Source organism: Amycolatopsis halotolerans, assembly GCF_042647905.1.
GTDB lineage: Bacteria > Actinomycetota > Actinomycetes > Mycobacteriales > Pseudonocardiaceae > Amycolatopsis > Amycolatopsis halotolerans.
The window spans coordinates 403,922-419,283 of sequence record NZ_JBHRWI010000015.1 but is presented as its reverse complement, the minus strand read 5'-3'; the positions used below and the strand labels follow the sequence as shown (position 1 = coordinate 419,283).

The window sequence follows — 15,362 nt, the reverse complement described above, 5'->3', positions numbered from 1 at the left end:
CTGGACGGGTTCAGCCCTGCCACAGCACGTCGGTCAACCCTCGTCTGGGGTCTCGCCGCACGGCATGGCAACGCATTCCGGAGTCGTGTCCACTGTGGATCAATCGCCGACACCGGACGCGTCGAGAGCTTCCGCGGCGACGCGCAGGGCGTTCTTGCTGGCTTCCGGATCGGGATGCGTGGGGGAGAGCGCAAGTGTGGTGACGCCGCTCTCGGCGAGGGCCTTCATCCGGTCGGCGATCCGTTCCTTCGGGCCGAGGAGTGAGGTCTGGTCGAGGAATTCCGCCGGGATGGCGGCCATGGCGCCGGCGTAGTCCATGGTCAGGTACCGGTCTCGGATCTTGTCGGCGGCGGCCTCGTATCCCATCCGGGCCATGAGGTCGCGGTAGAAGTTGTTCTTGCGGCTGCCCGCGCCGCCGACGAATCCGGCGACGTAGGGGCGGGCGTGGTCGGCGGCGTGGCGCCAGTCGTCGCCGACGGCGATCGGGGCGGTGGTCGCGACGTCGAACCCGTCGAGGGTGGCGCCGGTTTTCTCGCGGCCGGCGCGAATCCGGTCCAGGGACTCGTGGCCGTGTTCGGGGGAGAAGAACAGGCCGAGCCAGCCGTCGGCGATCTCGCCGGCGAGTTCGAGATTCCGCGGGCCGAGGGCGGCGAGGTAGAGCGGGATGTGCTCGCGGGCGGGCGGCACGGCCAGCGGCAGCGCTTTGCCGGGCCCGCCGGGCAGCGGGAGCCGGAAGTGCGTGCCCTGGTGGCGGACCCGTTCGTAGCGCAGCGCTTTGCCGACGATGTCGACGTATTCGCGGGTCCGCTCGACCGGTTTCCCGAACGGGACGCCGTACCAGCCTTCGGACACCTGCGGGCCGGAAACCCCGAGCCCGAGCCGGAACCTGCCGCCGGAGAGGTTGTCCAGGGTCGCCGCGGTCATCGCGGTCATGGTCGGGCGGCGGGCCGGGATCTGCAGGATGGCGCTGCCGAGGTCGACGCGCTCGGTGCGCGCGGCGAGCCAGCCCAGCACGGTCGCGGCGTCCGAACCGTAGGCCTCGGCCACCCACACGACGGAAAACCCGAGCCGGTCGGCCTCCTGGGCGAGCTCGAGGTTCGTCGCATCGTTGCCGGCGCCCCAATAACCGATGTTGAGTCCTATTTTCATGCGGCCGACGTTACTGCTGGTAACTGAAAGGATACCGGTGGTTCCCGGGGTTCAGGGGGCGCGATAGGGGTTGTCCTCGGTCCACAGTGGACTTTCCGGAATACCCGACACAGGGTGTCGTGATTCGCCTGAGAGGCTCGGCTTCCGCTCGCACAAAGGAGTATCAGATGGCATCCCAGCTCAACCCGTGTCTCGCCTTCACAGGGAACGCCCGCCAGGCGATGGAGTTCTACCGCGAAGTCCTCGGCGGCGAGCTGAACCTGGGCACGTACGGCGATTTCGGCTCGCCGGAGGCTCCCGGCTCCGATCCGGACCAGGTCATGCACTCGGTGCTCAGCACGCCGGACGGCTACACGGTGATGGCGTGGGACGTCCCGGAGCGAGTGCCTTTCCGTCCGGGCAACAACGTCGCGCTCTTCCTCGGGGGAGACGACGGCAAACTCCGGGACTGCTTCGAGAAGCTCTCCGCTGGCGGCACCGTGACGCTGCCGTGGGAGAAACAGTCCTGGGGCGACGAGGCTGGCTCGCTCGTCGACAAGTTCGGGATCACGTGGATGGTCAACATCGCCCAGCGGCGATCCTGAGTGCTCAGTCCGGGATTTCGCCCATCGAACGGCACAGCCGGCGCAGCAGATCGGCCAATTCGCGCTGGTCCTCGCCGCTCAAGCCGCTCACCAGCTTCTCCTGCTCGACCAGTTCCACGGCGACCGCCTCGTTGACGAGAGCCAGCCCGGCCGGGGTGAGCCGGATCAGCGCGGTGCGGCGGTTCGCCGGGTTCTGCTTGCGGTCGACCAGGCCCGCCGCGACCAGCCGGTCCAGCCTGCTGGTCATGGTGCTGTTGCCGGCGAGCATCCAGCGCGCGATCTCGGACAGGGTCAGCTCGTACGGTGCCCCCGCGCGCCGCAGAGTGGCGAGGATGTCCAGGTCCGCGTGGAGAACGCCGTAGCCCTTCAGCGTTTCGTCGAGGCGGCGGGTCACCCGGCGCGCGATCCGAGTCAAGCGGGCCAGCACCGACAACGGGGCCGGGTCGAGGTCCGGGCGTTGCGCGCGCCATTGGTCCAGGACGTCGTCGACGAAGTCACGCTCCATCCTCGTACTCTACAATGACGGACATTACGACCTCGTACCTTTCGGCTTCGCAGCGAAGGAGAGGCAAGATGCCCGGAGTGATCGTCGTCGGCGGCGGGCCGGTCGGCATGCTGCTGGCCACCGAACTCGGCAGGCACGGCGTGCCCACCACCGTCGTCGAGAAACTCACTGCCACGCACGACGAACCACGCGCGGGGACGTTGCACGCGCGTACCGCACAGTCGTTGCTGCGGCGCGGTTATCTCCCCGTCCCGCCGCGGCGGGACCCGCGCGCCATCGTCGAGACCCCGTTTCACTTCGGCGGACGTCCGGTGCTGACGCTGGAATCGCCCGCTCTCGAAGGCGCGCCGATGGTCGGGCAGGCGCAGTCCGACATCGAGCGCTTTTTCGAGGCGCAGGCCCTTTCTCTCGGCGTCACGATCCTGCGCGGCCACCGCGTGACCGGGGTCCGGGACGACGGTGAGCAGGTCCACGTCTCCACCGACCACGGCGAGCTCACCGCCGACTACGTCGTGGGCTGCGACGGCGCTCGCAGCATCGTCCGCGAAGCGGCAGGGTCCACCGGGGCTACCCATCCGGCCACGTTCGCCGGACTCCTCGGCCTGGCCAGGCTCGGCGACCCCGCGCGGGTGCCCGGCGGCTGGACGCAGGGCCCGACCGGCTGGACGCTGATCAACGTCAATCCGTCGGGGCACAGCCGGATCCTCACCCACGAGTTCACCGAGCCGCTCCCGGAACGCGGTGCCCCAACTGGTCTCGAGGATCTGCGGGCGGCCGCCTCGCGCATCCTCGGCCACGACGTGCCGATGTCCGACGCGACGTTCGTCGGCCGGTTCAGCGACTTCACGCGGCTCGCCGACTCCTACCGTCGCGGCCGCGTCCTGCTCGCTGGCGACGCGGCCCACGTGCACGCCCCGCTCGGCGGGCAGGGGCTCAACCTCGGCCTGCAGGACGCGTTCAACCTCGGCTGGAAGCTCGCGATGGTCGTCGCGGGCACAGCACCGGACGAGTTGCTGGACACCTATCACGCGGAACGGCATCCGGTCGCCGAAGCCGTCATCGAGAACACCCGCGCCCAGGCTGCGCTGATGCGGCCGGGGCCGGAGTTCGAACCGCTGCGCGCGCTGGTCGCCGACCTTCTGTCCACTTCGGACGGAAACCGGCTGCTCAGCGACCGGATCAGCGCACAGGGCGTGCACTACGGCGACGGCCGCGGCATGACGGGGGAGTTCCTGCCGAACGTCCCGCTCGGCGAGGGGACGATCGCCGAACTGCTGCATCCGGGGCGCCCGGTACTGCTGCTCGGCCCGGATGCCGCCGGGGCTGCGGACACGGCGGCGAAGTGGAAAGACGGCGTCGACGTGGTCGCACACGACGAGGACCTCGGCGAACCGGCGATCCTGCTGCGTCCGGACGGGTACGTCGCGTGGGCTGGCCGGGACTCAGGGCTCGCCGCAGCCCTCGCCGGGTGGTTCGGCCCGCGCTAGGCAGGCCGAACCGACTGGCGATGCCGGAACACGTCTCCCGGATCCCAATGCGCCTTCGTCCGCTGCAGTCGCGCGTAGTTGTCCTTGAAATACAAGTCGTGCCAAGGAACTCCGGAAGCGTTCCAGTCCGGATCGGACAGATCGGCGTCCGGATAGTTGATATAGCACCCATCGGCCACCTCGCCCGGCACTGGCACCCCACCGGCCTCCGCGTACATCGCGCGGTAGAAATCCCGCACCCACCCGATGTTCGCCGAATCAGCGTCCACTGTGGACCAGAAAGCCTGGTACAACAGCTTGAACGTGCTATCGCGTTGAGCCACCGCAGTAGCGGCCGGGTCGACCGCGGAAATCGCCCCGCCGTAGGAGAACGCGACCAGCATCGTCTCCGGGTTCGTCACGTCGACCCGGGTCAGATACTCGTAGGCAGTGCGCAGTTGCGACTCCGGCAGCGTGCTCCGGACATAAGCCGACTTGTGCTCGGCGCGCAAAGTCGGATCGGTGAGCACCGGCGTGTTCGTGCCGAGGAGCCGTGTCGCCTGCAGCCAGGGGAGTCGCCGCGGAGGGGCGAGTCCGGGCATCGGACCGAACTCGCCCGCCCGCGCGAATCCGGTCGTCGCGAGATCGCCTAGGACGTGCGAAAGAAACTCGTTCAGCACCCTGTCCGAACCGGAAACGTCGGCGTCGATCTGCGCCACCAAGCCGACCGTCCCGTTGCAACGGTGGTTCAGCATCAGCAGGCTCGACAGCGCCGCGCCCGGCGAGTCCGGCGCGCGGTGCTCGTGGTGCCAACGCGCGTAGCCGCCGAGCAGCCGGGCGAACCGTCGTTCGTCGAGGTCGGCCCACGGCACCGACAAGGCCGCGACGAGCACTTCGGACGGCGGGCGGACGAGCGGCGCACGGAACAGGAACCGCGTCACCACGCCGAACGAGCCGCCGCCACCCCCAGTGTGCGCCCAGAAAAGATCGGCCTCCGGCCCGGACGAATCGCGGGTGGCCACGATCGTCCGGCCGTCGGCCAGCACGACCTCGACGCCGTGCAGATGGTCGACGGTGAGGCCGTCCCTCCTCGACAGCAGGCCGTAGCCGCCGCCGGTGACGTGTCCTCCCGCGCCCACCGAGTAGCAGATGCCGCCCGGGATCGTCACGCCCCAGCCGCGGTACAGCCGTTCGTAGACGTCCTGCAGCCGCGCCCCGGCTCCGACGGAGTAGAGGCCGTGCGCGTGGTCCACTTCGGACAGTCCGCTGAGATCGAGGATTTCGTCGACCCCCTCGTGGTGGACGAAATCCTCGAAGCAGTGGCCGCCGCTGCGGATCGCGAGCCGCCCGCGCGCGCCGGAGACGGCCGAAGCGACCTCCTCGGTGCTCCGCGGCAGGTGCACCGATGCCGGTTTCGCGGTGTAGCGCTGGTTGACCCCGGTCGTGAAGTCCGCGTAGCGCGGGTCGTCCGGCCCGATCACGCGTCCGCTCATGGCTTCTCCTGGAAGAGGAGGCCGGGACGGGCCGCCCGCCCCGGTCTCCGATCGGAGGCAATGCCAGGAACTCAAGCCGCGCGGCCTCGGCCCGCTGACCGTCCATAAAGGACACCAGCAGTACTGGAAGGCCCGACTTGCCACCATGTGACCGTGTCTAGAAGTCCGTGAGGGGAACCCTGCGGGAATCTGATTCCCTCAGGGTTCCCCTCACGGACCGTCATCCGGCGTCCGTTCCCGGGTCCGGGGCCCACAGCGACCTGCGCTGAACCGGACCGAGCCAGCTGAGCTGGGGAACACGCCGGAAGCGCGTCCATATCACAGCCTTAGGTTCCTGGCATTGCCGCTCAGAGGTCTCCGGCGAGCTTCCCGCCGAGGCCCCAGTGGTCCTTTTCGACGTCGGTGATGATGACCGTGACCGCGGCTTCGGGACACTTCGCGAGCCGCGAAACGGTGCCCGTCACTTCCTCGACGAGCTCGCGGCGTTCGGCCTCACCGGCTCCCTTCCACCAGTTCACGTGTACGACCGGCATCGCTGTTCACCTCCTTTCCCGTCCGGCGGTCCAGGCCCACCGCACCGAGCGCGACGACCAGCGAAGCGACGGCCAGCCCGGCACCGATCCAGCTCGGCGAAAGCAGCCCGGCGCCCGCACTGAGGCCGACGCCGCCGAGCCACGGGCCGAGCGCGTTGCCGACGTTGAACGCCGAAATGTTGCTCGTGCTCGCCAGCGTCGGCGCGCCTTCGGTCTCGTTCATCACGCGCGTCTGCAGCGCCGGGTTGATCAGGAAGCTGCCGATCCCGAACAGGAACAGCGTCCCGATCATGGCCGGTTTGCTGTGCGCGGCAAGGGAAAATGCGCCGAGCATGACCGCGAGCAGCAGCAGGCCCGCGCACAGCGTGCCCATCAGCGAGCGGTCGGCGAGCTTGCCGCCGAGCACACTGCCGAGGAACGTGCCGAAGCCGAACAGCGCCAGCAGCGGGGGCACCATCCCGGCGGAGAACCCGGTGAAGTCGGTCAGCAACGGCGCGATGTAGGTGTAGGCGGTGTAGAGCGCGGCCTGGCTGAGCGCGGTCGTGCCCAGCGCCAGCCACACCTTGGGGTTGCGGAACGCGGCCAGCTCGTGGCGCAGGCCGAGGTGGCCCGCCCGCGGCTGGTGCGGCACCAGCGCGAGGACGCCGATCAGGTCGATCACGCCGAGGACGGCGACCGCGAGGAACGTCGCGCGCCAGCCGAAATGCTGGCCGACGAACGTGCCGAGCGGAACCCCGGCGATGGTGGCGATGGTCAGGCCGCCGAACATGATCGCGATGGCCCGGGCGCGCTTGCCCGGTTCGACCAGGTTCGACGCCACCACCGCGCCGATGCCGAAGAACGAGCCGTGCGCGACGGCGGTGACCACGCGGGCGGCCATCAGCACGCCGAAGGACGGCGCGGCCGCGGCGAGCACCTCGCCCGCGATGAACACCGCGAGCAGCGCGACGAGCGCCGTCTTGCGCGGCACCTTGGTGGTCGCGGCGGTGATCAGCGGCGCGCCGATGACGACGCCGACCGCGAACAGCGAGATGAGCAGCCCGGCCTGCGGCAGGGAGACGCCGAACGCGCCGGACAGTTCCGGCAGCAGGCCGGCGATCATGAACTCGGTCGTGCCCAGGCTGAACACCGTCAGCCCGAGCACGAACAGGGCGATGGGCATCGTGACTCCCGGAGGGTTCGGGCGATGATCAGGACTCGAGCGCCGACAGTCCGGCCTCGGCGATCTTGACGTCGTCGGTCCAATGCGCGCCGGAGACGCCGATCGCGCCGGCCAGTTCGCCGTCGACCACGATCGGGAGGCCGCCGCCCATGCCGACCAGCCGGTCGATCGCGGTGGGCGCGGCCGTGCGCAGCACCGGGTCGGCGTCGAGCACCTCGGACCACTTCTCCGTCGGCATCGCCGAGGACGCCGCCGTGTAAGCCTTGTCCTGCGCGACCTGCACGGCGTTGAGCTTCGCGCCGTCCTGGCGCAGGAACGCCTTCAGGTTGCCGCCTTCGTCCACCACCGCGAGGGCGAACCGCTTGTCGGTCGCCTTCGCGGCCTCGTCGGCGGCGCGGACGATCTGCCAGGCCAATTCGTCGCTGACGGACGACCGGCGCTGCACGTGAGGCATGAGAACTCTCCTTGTCTGGCGAGTGCGGTTGTCTTCTTCGGTGCCGCCGGCCACAGGAGGGTGCGCACCGGGACCGGTCGCACACGGACCGCATCCGGCGGTCGTCTCGACCGTACCAAATCTGGAACGCTCGGCAAACTATCGTCAGGCAATCAAGCGCGGCTGTGACGTAAGAAGCCTTACGTGGCAACAAAAATGGTAAATCATCGATTCTTATAGTTGAACGTTCAGTCCAGATAAAGCGCTCTATTGTTGACCTGCCGTTCCAGCTTCCTTACGCTGCAGGCATGCCCCGAGTTCGCGAGTTCGACACCGACGAGGTGATCCAGCAGGCCATGGAGGTCTTCTGGCGCAAGGGTTACGAAGCCACCTCGATCCAGGACCTCGCCGAGGCGACCGGGCTCGGCCGCGGCTCGCTCTACGCCGCGTTCGACAGCAAGCACGGCCTTTACGAGCGCGCGCTGCAGCGGTACGTCCGGCAGACCACCGACGCCACCCGCGAATCGCTGATGCGGCGGGTGCCGATCCGCCAGGTGATGCGCGAGCTGCTGCTCGGCCGGATCGACGACGCGCTGGAGGAGCCGGGCCGGCCGGGATGCCTGCTCGTCATGGCGATCACCGAGCGGGTGCCGCACGACGAGGCGGCCAACCGGATCGTGTGCGACGCGATCGCGGCGCTGCAGGACTCCTTCTACGGAACGCTGCACCTGGCCCGCAGCATGGGCGAACTGCCGCCGGGGGCCGATATCCCCGCGTTGTCGAATTTCCTGGTGACGATGATTCAGGGACTGCGCGTGATGAGCGCGGTCTGCCGCGACAAGACGTTGCTGGGCCAAGTCGTCGACACCGCGCTGAACGCTATTCTGGAATAATTCCATTTCCGTTCAGATAGGCGATCATCGGAAAGATGATCGCCTCTTTTTCGTGTCCGGGAAGACAGGTTGTTGGCACTCTGTCAGTTCATTTTCGATCATGGGCGGCCATGTCGTAAGGTTCTGGCTCCGGGTTCTCTGGCGCGCCGGTTTCAGGGGAAACGCCAGCTGTCCAATGTGGTCCTGAGATGGGTTTTTTGCTTAGGTGGCAACGGATTTCGCGAACAATTTCCTGTCGTGTCATTGTTTCGTCGCTTCAAACTGTGGTCACGCTCACAGGAAATTTCTGCGCTGTGGTTTCGGATGCCCGCTGGGCACCGGTGGCCGTCCCGGTTCCGGCATTCGGCGTAGCGGGAAATTTACTGGATCGATACAGTCAATGACCGCCGCGTAATTTGCGCCGATTCGACCGGCCCGCTGACGGCTTTGCGGTCCGCTGTGGTCGGCAGTACGGTCGCCACTGGAAGCGAAACGCGGAATCGAATCGCGTTGATCAATTCCGCTTCCGTCACTGGGCAATTATCGGCAACCTGATTGGACATGGGATGCTTGTCGACCAGATTCAGGGAACGATCGTCCGCGCGGCGGACTTCGTCTTCTCGCCGTTCGACTGGGGACGCGTCGCCGAGCCCGTCGGCCCGGCCATGGGGGCGCACCAGGTGACCCTGCTCGTCGTGGAGGTCGCGCCGGGGAAGGCGTGGCGCCTCGGCTGGGCGCTGGAGGAGGAGAACGTCGCGGTCGTCTTCGCGGGCTCCGGCCACGGCGACGTCACCGGACACCGCACCGAAGTCGCCCGCGGTTCCGCCCTGCACTCGCCGACCGGGCGGACGCTCGAACTCGAAGCAGGCGACGACGGCTTGACCGCTTATGTGTGGCGAACCCGCTTGGCGGGCAACGAACCCACCGGCTCCGCCCCTCGGCTGGAGAACGACCTGTGGAACACCGAAACGCAGTTGCACGGCTTCAGCGGCACGGGCGAGGTCGCCGCCGACGAGAAGACCGCCGTCATGAATTTCCTTTTCTGGCCCGGAACCGGCAGCGCGCGGCTGTGCCTGCACTGCGGGATCCAAGACCCCGGCCAGACTTTCAACGTCCACCAGCACCCGGAGAGCGAAGAGGCGTTCATCGCCTTCGAGGGCGACGGGCAGATGTACCTGATCGACCGCTGGCACGACGTCTCTCCCGGCGATGTGCTGTTCGCCGCCCCCGGCGTGCCGCACGGCACGCGCAATCCGGAATCGGCCGCGGGGCGGTTCGCCACGTGCGGCGGCCCGACGCCGTTCGACCCTGTTCTCTACGCCCGTGCGGGCGTTTCCGCGGAGGTGAAGCAGTAGTTATGTGCCGGATCTACGGACACTTGGGCGGGAGCCTCGCGCACCACCATCTGCGCGCGGTTTCGGCGCTGCAGCGGCACGGCGGCCCGGACGCCCGGTTCGGCGCGGCGGGCGACGGCTGGGCGCTGGGCAACAACCGGCTGGCCATTGTGGACCTCGACGGCGGCGAGCAGCCCTACCGGCTCGGCCGCGAGATCCAGGTCGTCTTCAACGGCGAGATCTACAACCACGACGTGCTGCGCCGCGATCTGCACGCGGCGGGCTACGTCTTCCACGACCATTGCGACGGCAACGTGCTCCCGGCGCTGTACCACAAGTACGGCCTGGACTTCGTCGACCACCTCGACGGGATGTACGCCGTCGTGGTGCTGGACCTGCGGGCCGAGCCGAAGCTCGTGCTCGTCACCGACGACGCGGGGATGAAACCGCTGTACCACCACGAAAACCCCGAACGCCGGGAGCTGTACTTCTCCTCGGAGCTGCCCGCGCTGCTGAGCATTCCGGGCGTGGACTGGGAGCAGCGGGACGAGGGGCTCGACAGCTACCTCACCACCAAAACGCCCTTCGGGGAGCGGACGATGTTCGACCGCGTCCGGGTGCTGCCGCGGGCGGCCACCGCCGTCTACACGCGCTCGGGCGGGCTGAAGATCTCGCGGCGCGCGGAAGGCTCGTTCCCGGTCGAGGGCGGCGATCTCGCCGAGGCGGGCGGCCGGGTGCGCGACACGCTGCGCGCCGAAACCCGCAGGCTCGCGCTGGCCGACGTCCCGATCTCGACGATCACCAGCGGCGGGCTCGATTCCAGCCTGGTGACGGCGTTGCTGGCGGAGAAGGTCCCGCACGTGCACGCGTTCAACATCGCCTACACCGGGGACTGGCCGTTCGACGAGAAGGCCTACGCCCGCGAGGTCGCCGCCCGCTGCGGGGCCACCTACCACCAGATCGAAGCGGACCCGGCGACGTTCCCGGACCTGCTCGGCGAAGTCGTGTGGCACCTGGGCCAGCCCAACGCCGACCCGATCACGCTGAGCACCTACCTGTTGTTCCAGGGCGTGCACGACGCGGGGTTCAAGGTGACGCTCTCCGGCGACGCCGCGGACGAGATCTTCGGCGGCTACCGCCGGATCAGTGACGCGGTCGGCGGCGCCGAGGACTGGCCGAACGGATACGTCGAAGCGCTCGCGGCAGTGCCCGCCGCGCTGCGGGACCGGCTGTACACCGACGAATACCGGGACCTGTTGCGGCGCAACGGAACCGAGGCCGACCGGATCACGCGGCGGCTGCGCGGAGCCGGGCCGGACCGGCTGTCCGCGATCACCGAGTTCGAAGTGGACGAACGGCTGCCTGCCTATCATCTGCGCCGCGTCGACCACCTGAGCATGGCGCACTCGGTCGAGGTGCGGCTGCCGTTCTGCCAGCGCTCGGTCACCCGGCTGGCCCGGCGGCTGCCCGCCGAACAGCGCGTGCGCGGCCGGGAAGTGAAGCGCGCCCTCTACGCGGCGGCCCGGGGCCTCGTGCCGGATTCGGTGCTGGAGCGGCCGAAACAGCCGTTCACGCTGCCGATCACCTCGATGCTCGCGGCCGGGCAGCCGTTGCACAGCTACGCCCGCGACCTGCTTTCCGGACCGTCGCTCGCCGATCGCGGGCAGCTCGATCCGAAGGCCGTGGCCGGGTTGTTCGACGCGCAGGCCGCCCGGCCGAACGACGAATCGGCGCTGGCCATCTGGTCGCTGCTCATCCACCGGATCTGGAGCGAGCAGCTGGTGAGCGGCGCCGCTGGGGAAAGGAGCGCGGCCTGATGCTCGCCCACATCGCCCATGCCCACGGCAGCCCGAGTTCCACGCTGGTGCTGCCCGCCGAGCGGCTGCCGGCGTCCGAGGAAGCGCTCGCCGAAGCGCTGTCCGACGGAGTCGCCTGGCTCGCCGGGCACGGCCTCGCCGCGGTCACGAAGATCGCGCTCGTGTCAGTCTCCGAGCATCCGCTGTTCGACCTCGACTACCGGTTCGTGCAGGTCATTCCCGGCGACCCGGCGCGGTTCGACTTCCGCGGCAGCTGCGGGCACTCGGTGCTCTCGTCGGTGGTCGTGGCCAGCAGGCTCGGCTGGATCGGCCGGCTCGCGCCCGAACACCGCGTCCGGGTGCGCGTGCTCAACAACGACGACCACGTGGTGTGCGAGGTCGACGAATGCGTCCGCGACCGGACGACGTTCACCGCGCACTTCCTCAACCACCCCGCGGTGCCGCTCGGTGAACTGCTGCCGTTCGGCGAGACGACCACGGACCTGCCCTTCGACGACGGCGCGATCCGGGTCTCCGCGGTCTCGGTCGGGAACCCGTACCTGTTCCTGTCCGGCCACGACCTCGGCGTCGACACCCCGGAGGAGCTTTTCGCCGCCGGGCAGCCGCTGTTCCGCACGATGAGCGCGATCCGCCGCTCGGCCGCGCGGCAGTACGGCTACCCCGTCGACGGCGCGTTCCCGAAGGTGGCCGCAGTCCTGCCGGACGGCGAGAACGGTCTGGCCGCGCGTGCGGTCTCCGTGCCGTCCTGGCATCCGACGCTCGCGCTGACCGGCGCTGTTTGCCTCGGCGCGGCCCGACGGATCCGCGGCACCATCCCGTTCCAGCTCGCCGGAGGGGAGACCCGCCGCACCGCGTCGCTGCGCATCCGCACGGCCGGCGGCTGCACCATTTCGGACGCCGCGGTGTCCGGCCACGAACAGGACAGCGAGCTGTCCTGGGTCAGCGTCCCGGAGAAGGCGGTGTCGTTCACCGGCGCGGTGACCATCGATTCGTTCGATCCCCATGCCCTGAAGGAGGATTCGTGTCTGCTGTCGACCTGACCACGCCCGTGCGCCTCGGCGTCGACGAACTGGTCGACGTTCTCGCCGAGCACGCCGCGGCTGCCGACGAAGCCGGCCGCCCGGCTCCCGAGGTGCTGGCCGCGCTGCGGAACTCGCCGTTGCCCGGCCTCGTCGTCCCGCGCCGATACGGCGGGGCCGGAGCGGACGCCCTCGAAGGGAACCGGATGATCGCGCGGATCGCGCGGCACGACCCGTCCACCGCGATCATCGCGTTCCAGCACATGGCCGTCTGCAGCCGGATCGCCGAATGGGGAAGCGACGCCCAGCGCGAGGAACTGCTGCCGAAACTCGCTTCCGGCGAGTGGCTGGCCGCGTCCGCGTGGAGCGAATCCGGGGCCGGCGCGGCGAAGAAGAACCTCTCGACCGTCGCCGACGAACTGCCCGACGGCAGCTGGACAGTCAGCGGCGGCAAGGCTTTCACCACCGGCGCCGGGATCACCGATGTGTATCTGGTGCTCGCGCAGAGCACGCCGGCGGGGGAGTCCGACGATGCCGCGTACGGATCCGGCGGGCAGAGCTTCTTCCTGGTGCCCGCGACCAACCCGGGCATCGAACCGGACCTGAGCCTGGACCTGGTCGGCATGCGCGCGTCGGCGACCGGGTTCGTGGAGCTGAAGGACTGCGTCCTCGGACCGGAAGCGCTGCTCGGGCCGCGCGACACCGCGAGCACGATCATCGCGGGCGTCCGGCAGTCCGGGGCGACCCTCGGCGCGGTGTCGGCCGGGATCGCCGAAGCCGCGTGGGACCTCGGTTTCCAAGCCGCGCAACGGAAATCGCTGCTCGACCTGCAGGCCGTCCGGCACCGGCTGGTGGACCTGCGCGGGCAGGTGGAGTCCGCCCGCGCGCTGGTCGAACGGGCCGGCCGCCGCGACGGCGCCGACCCCGGCGAGGTGACGCTGCACAGCAAGATCCACGCCTCGCAGACAGCCGAGGAAGTCGTCGCCGCGATCGCGCGGCTGCTCGGCAGCGCCGGATACGTGGTGACGAACCCGATCAACCGGATGGCCCGCGACGCCCGCGCCGTCGCGCTGATGGGCCCGACCAACGACCTGAGCCGAGAGCTGGTGAGCCTGCCATGGGCCGCGTGAAGAACTACGACCTCGTCGTCCGGGGCGGCCGGGTGACCGGCCCCGGCGGCGTCCGCCTCGCCGATGTGGCCGTCACCGGCGGGAAAATCGCCGACGTGCTCCCCGCCGGGAGCACGGTGTCCGGCACCGAGGAAATCGACGCCGCCGGGCGGCACGTCCTGCCCGGCCTGATCGATTCCCACGTGCACTTCCGCACGCCGGGCCTGACCGAAAAGGAGGACTGGGCGCACGCGTCGCGCGCCGCCGTGGCGGGCGGCGTCACCACGGTGTTCGACATGCCCAACACCCGTCCGGCGACGTTCACTCCCGCCGACGCCCGAGCCAAGGACGCGGAAATCCGCGGCACCAGCCTGGTCGACTACCGCTTCCACGCGGGCGTCAACCCAGAGGCCGTGGAATCGCTTGAAACGTTCGAGCCAGCCGAAGCGCTGACCGCGAAGGCGTTCCTCACCGGGCACCACACCGCACCGCACGTGCTCCGCGACCCCGCCAGGCTCGACGAACTGTTCGCCGTCGCGAAACGCCAAGGCCTGCGGCTGCTCTTCCACGCCGAGGACGACGACGTGTTCAAGCTGCTCGACCAGTGGCAGGGCGCCCCGGAGACCTACCGCGACTACGAACGGTTCCGGCCACGCTCGGGCGGGATCGTCGCCGTGGCCAAGCTGATCGAGCTGGCGCGGCGGCACGGCACCGCGGCGCACGTGCTGCACGTGTCCAGCCGGGAGGAGGCCGACCTGCTCACCGCGGCCGGCGCGGCCGGGCTGCCGGTCACCTGGGAGGCCACCGGACACCACCTGTCCTTCACCGCGGCCGACACCGCCCGCTGCGGTTCGCGCATCCGGCTCAGCCCCGCCATCCGGGAACAGGTCGACCAGGACCGGTTGTGGGACGCGGTTTTCCGCGGCGAAGTGTCCACTGTGGGCAGTGACCACGCGCCGCACGCGTTCGCGGACAAGACCGTCGCCGCTCCCGACGCCCCTCCCGGCCTGCCCGGAGTGCAGGAACTTTTCCCGGCCCTGTACACCGGCCTGCGCCGCCGGGCCCCGGATGCCACGCCGGACGAACTGCTGCCGATCGTCACCCGCGTCCTGGCCGCCGAACCCGCGCGATTGTTCGGCGTCGCCGACCGCAAGGGCGCGATCGCCCCCGGCCTGGACGCCGACCTGGTCCTGTTCGACCCGGCCGAAAACTGGTCGTTCGGCCCCGGCGACGTCCAGGCGAAATGCGGCTGGACGGCGTATGCGGGCTGGATGTTCACCGGCCGCGTCGCACGCACAATCCGCAGGGGCCGCACGGTCTTCCGCCTGGAGCACGGCTTCGGCACCCCCGACGGCGAATGGCTCAAGCCCTCCACAGTTCCGGTTCCGGCAGGGGACACCCGATGACCGCAGCACTACTGGACGAATTCAAGGACGCGATGTCAGCACTGGCAGGCGGCGTCTGCGTGGTGACCGCCTTGGACGACGACGGCACCCCGCGCGGATACGCCGCGACCTCGGTGACCTCAGTATCGATGCGCCCGCCGCTGCTGCTCGTCTGCCAAGCGAAAACGTCCAGCTCCTACGACGTTTTCTCGCGCTGCTCACGATTCGGCGTCAACGTCCTGGCCGCAGAGCAAACCGAACTGGCCGCGCTGTTCGCGACCCCCGGCGCCGACCGCTTCGGCAACACCGGCTTCGAACCGGGCGAGGAGGGCACCCTCCTGCACCCAGACGCGTTGGCCGCCATCGAATGCCGCCGCCGGGAAACCGTAGACGCCGGCGACCACGGCCTCCTGCTGGGAGAGGTCCGCGCAGCCACCACCCGCCCCGGCGACCCCCTCGTCTACCACGGCAGGCGCTACCAACGCACCCGACCAGTCTGAC

At 69.5% G+C, this 15,362-nt stretch carries 15 protein-coding genes; 9 read left to right on the top strand and 6 right to left on the bottom strand.

Features of this window, described 5'->3' with window-relative positions:
* Window positions 1–99: 99 nt before the first annotated feature.
* Window positions 100–1,149, bottom strand: coding sequence for an LLM class F420-dependent oxidoreductase (locus tag ACFORO_RS12075; protein WP_377876080.1), 1,050 nt, complete (start codon window positions 1,147–1,149; stop codon window positions 100–102).
* A 167-nt stretch (window positions 1,150–1,316) separates the two neighbouring features.
* Between ACFORO_RS12075 and ACFORO_RS12070 the strand changes: the two genes are divergently transcribed.
* A complete protein-coding gene (locus ACFORO_RS12070; RefSeq protein WP_377876079.1) occupies window positions 1,317–1,733 on the top strand; it encodes a VOC family protein in 417 nt (138 codons plus the stop codon).
* 4 nt (window positions 1,734–1,737) lie between these two features.
* On the opposite strand, the gene ACFORO_RS12065 is transcribed toward ACFORO_RS12070, so the two are convergent.
* Complete coding sequence (locus tag ACFORO_RS12065) at window positions 1,738–2,238, bottom strand: MarR family winged helix-turn-helix transcriptional regulator (protein WP_377876077.1); 501 nt, start codon at window positions 2,236–2,238, stop codon at window positions 1,738–1,740.
* A 68-nt stretch (window positions 2,239–2,306) separates the two neighbouring features.
* Between ACFORO_RS12065 and ACFORO_RS12060 the strand changes: the two genes are divergently transcribed.
* The gene (locus ACFORO_RS12060; RefSeq protein ID WP_377876075.1) at window positions 2,307–3,725 is read left to right on the top strand and encodes an FAD-dependent monooxygenase; all 1,419 of its coding nucleotides are present in this window, start codon (window positions 2,307–2,309) and stop codon (window positions 3,723–3,725) included.
* Here ACFORO_RS12060 and ACFORO_RS12055 read toward each other — a convergent pair.
* The 4 genes from ACFORO_RS12055 to ACFORO_RS12040 form a co-directional block, all read right to left on the bottom strand.
* Window positions 3,722–5,197, bottom strand: coding sequence for an FAD-binding oxidoreductase (locus ACFORO_RS12055; protein WP_377876073.1), 1,476 nt, complete (start codon window positions 5,195–5,197; stop codon window positions 3,722–3,724). The two genes, ACFORO_RS12060 and ACFORO_RS12055, sit on opposite strands and share 4 nt — an antisense overlap.
* Window positions 5,198–5,544: 347 nt before the next feature.
* Window positions 5,545–5,730, bottom strand: coding sequence for a tautomerase family protein (locus ACFORO_RS12050; RefSeq protein ID WP_344276987.1), 186 nt, complete (start codon window positions 5,728–5,730; stop codon window positions 5,545–5,547).
* Window positions 5,690–6,892 carry a Cmx/CmrA family chloramphenicol efflux MFS transporter gene (locus tag ACFORO_RS12045; RefSeq protein ID WP_377876070.1) on the bottom strand — a complete coding sequence of 401 codons (1,203 nt, stop codon included), beginning with the start codon at window positions 6,890–6,892 and terminating at the stop codon, window positions 5,690–5,692. Before ACFORO_RS12045 ends, ACFORO_RS12050 begins: the two co-directional genes overlap by 41 nt.
* Window positions 6,893–6,920: 28 nt before the next feature.
* Window positions 6,921–7,346 carry a GlcG/HbpS family heme-binding protein gene (locus ACFORO_RS12040; protein WP_377876068.1) on the bottom strand — a complete coding sequence of 142 codons (426 nt, stop codon included), beginning with the start codon at window positions 7,344–7,346 and terminating at the stop codon, window positions 6,921–6,923.
* A gap of 287 nt (window positions 7,347–7,633) precedes the next feature.
* On the opposite strand from ACFORO_RS12040, the gene ACFORO_RS12035 reads away from it, so the two are divergent.
* The 7 genes from ACFORO_RS12035 (at window position 7,634) to ACFORO_RS12005 (ending at window position 15,361) form a co-directional block, all read left to right on the top strand.
* On the top strand, window positions 7,634–8,218 hold the full coding sequence (locus ACFORO_RS12035; RefSeq protein WP_377876066.1) for a TetR/AcrR family transcriptional regulator: 585 nt from the start codon (window positions 7,634–7,636) through the stop codon (window positions 8,216–8,218).
* 545 nt (window positions 8,219–8,763) lie between these two features.
* Complete coding sequence (locus tag ACFORO_RS12030) at window positions 8,764–9,552, top strand: cupin domain-containing protein (RefSeq protein WP_377876064.1); 789 nt, start codon at window positions 8,764–8,766, stop codon at window positions 9,550–9,552.
* A 2-nt stretch (window positions 9,553–9,554) separates the two neighbouring features.
* Window positions 9,555–11,348 (top strand): asparagine synthase (glutamine-hydrolyzing), encoded by a 1,794-nt coding sequence (gene asnB / locus ACFORO_RS12025; protein ID WP_377876062.1) that lies wholly within the window; start codon window positions 9,555–9,557, stop codon window positions 11,346–11,348.
* Entirely contained in the window at window positions 11,348–12,388 is a 1,041-nt protein-coding gene (locus ACFORO_RS12020; protein WP_377876060.1) for a PrpF domain-containing protein, read from the top strand. Before asnB ends, ACFORO_RS12020 begins: the two co-directional genes overlap by 1 nt.
* Entirely contained in the window at window positions 12,370–13,497 is a 1,128-nt protein-coding gene (locus ACFORO_RS12015) for an acyl-CoA dehydrogenase family protein (RefSeq protein ID WP_377876058.1), read from the top strand. The genes ACFORO_RS12020 and ACFORO_RS12015 overlap by 19 nt, the downstream gene beginning before the upstream one ends.
* A complete protein-coding gene (locus ACFORO_RS12010; RefSeq protein WP_377876055.1) occupies window positions 13,494–14,882 on the top strand; it encodes a dihydroorotase in 1,389 nt (462 codons plus the stop codon). Before ACFORO_RS12015 ends, ACFORO_RS12010 begins: the two co-directional genes overlap by 4 nt.
* Window positions 14,879–15,361, top strand: coding sequence for a flavin reductase family protein (locus ACFORO_RS12005; protein ID WP_377876053.1), 483 nt, complete (start codon window positions 14,879–14,881; stop codon window positions 15,359–15,361). Before ACFORO_RS12010 ends, ACFORO_RS12005 begins: the two co-directional genes overlap by 4 nt.
* Window position 15,362 lies beyond the last annotated feature (1 nt).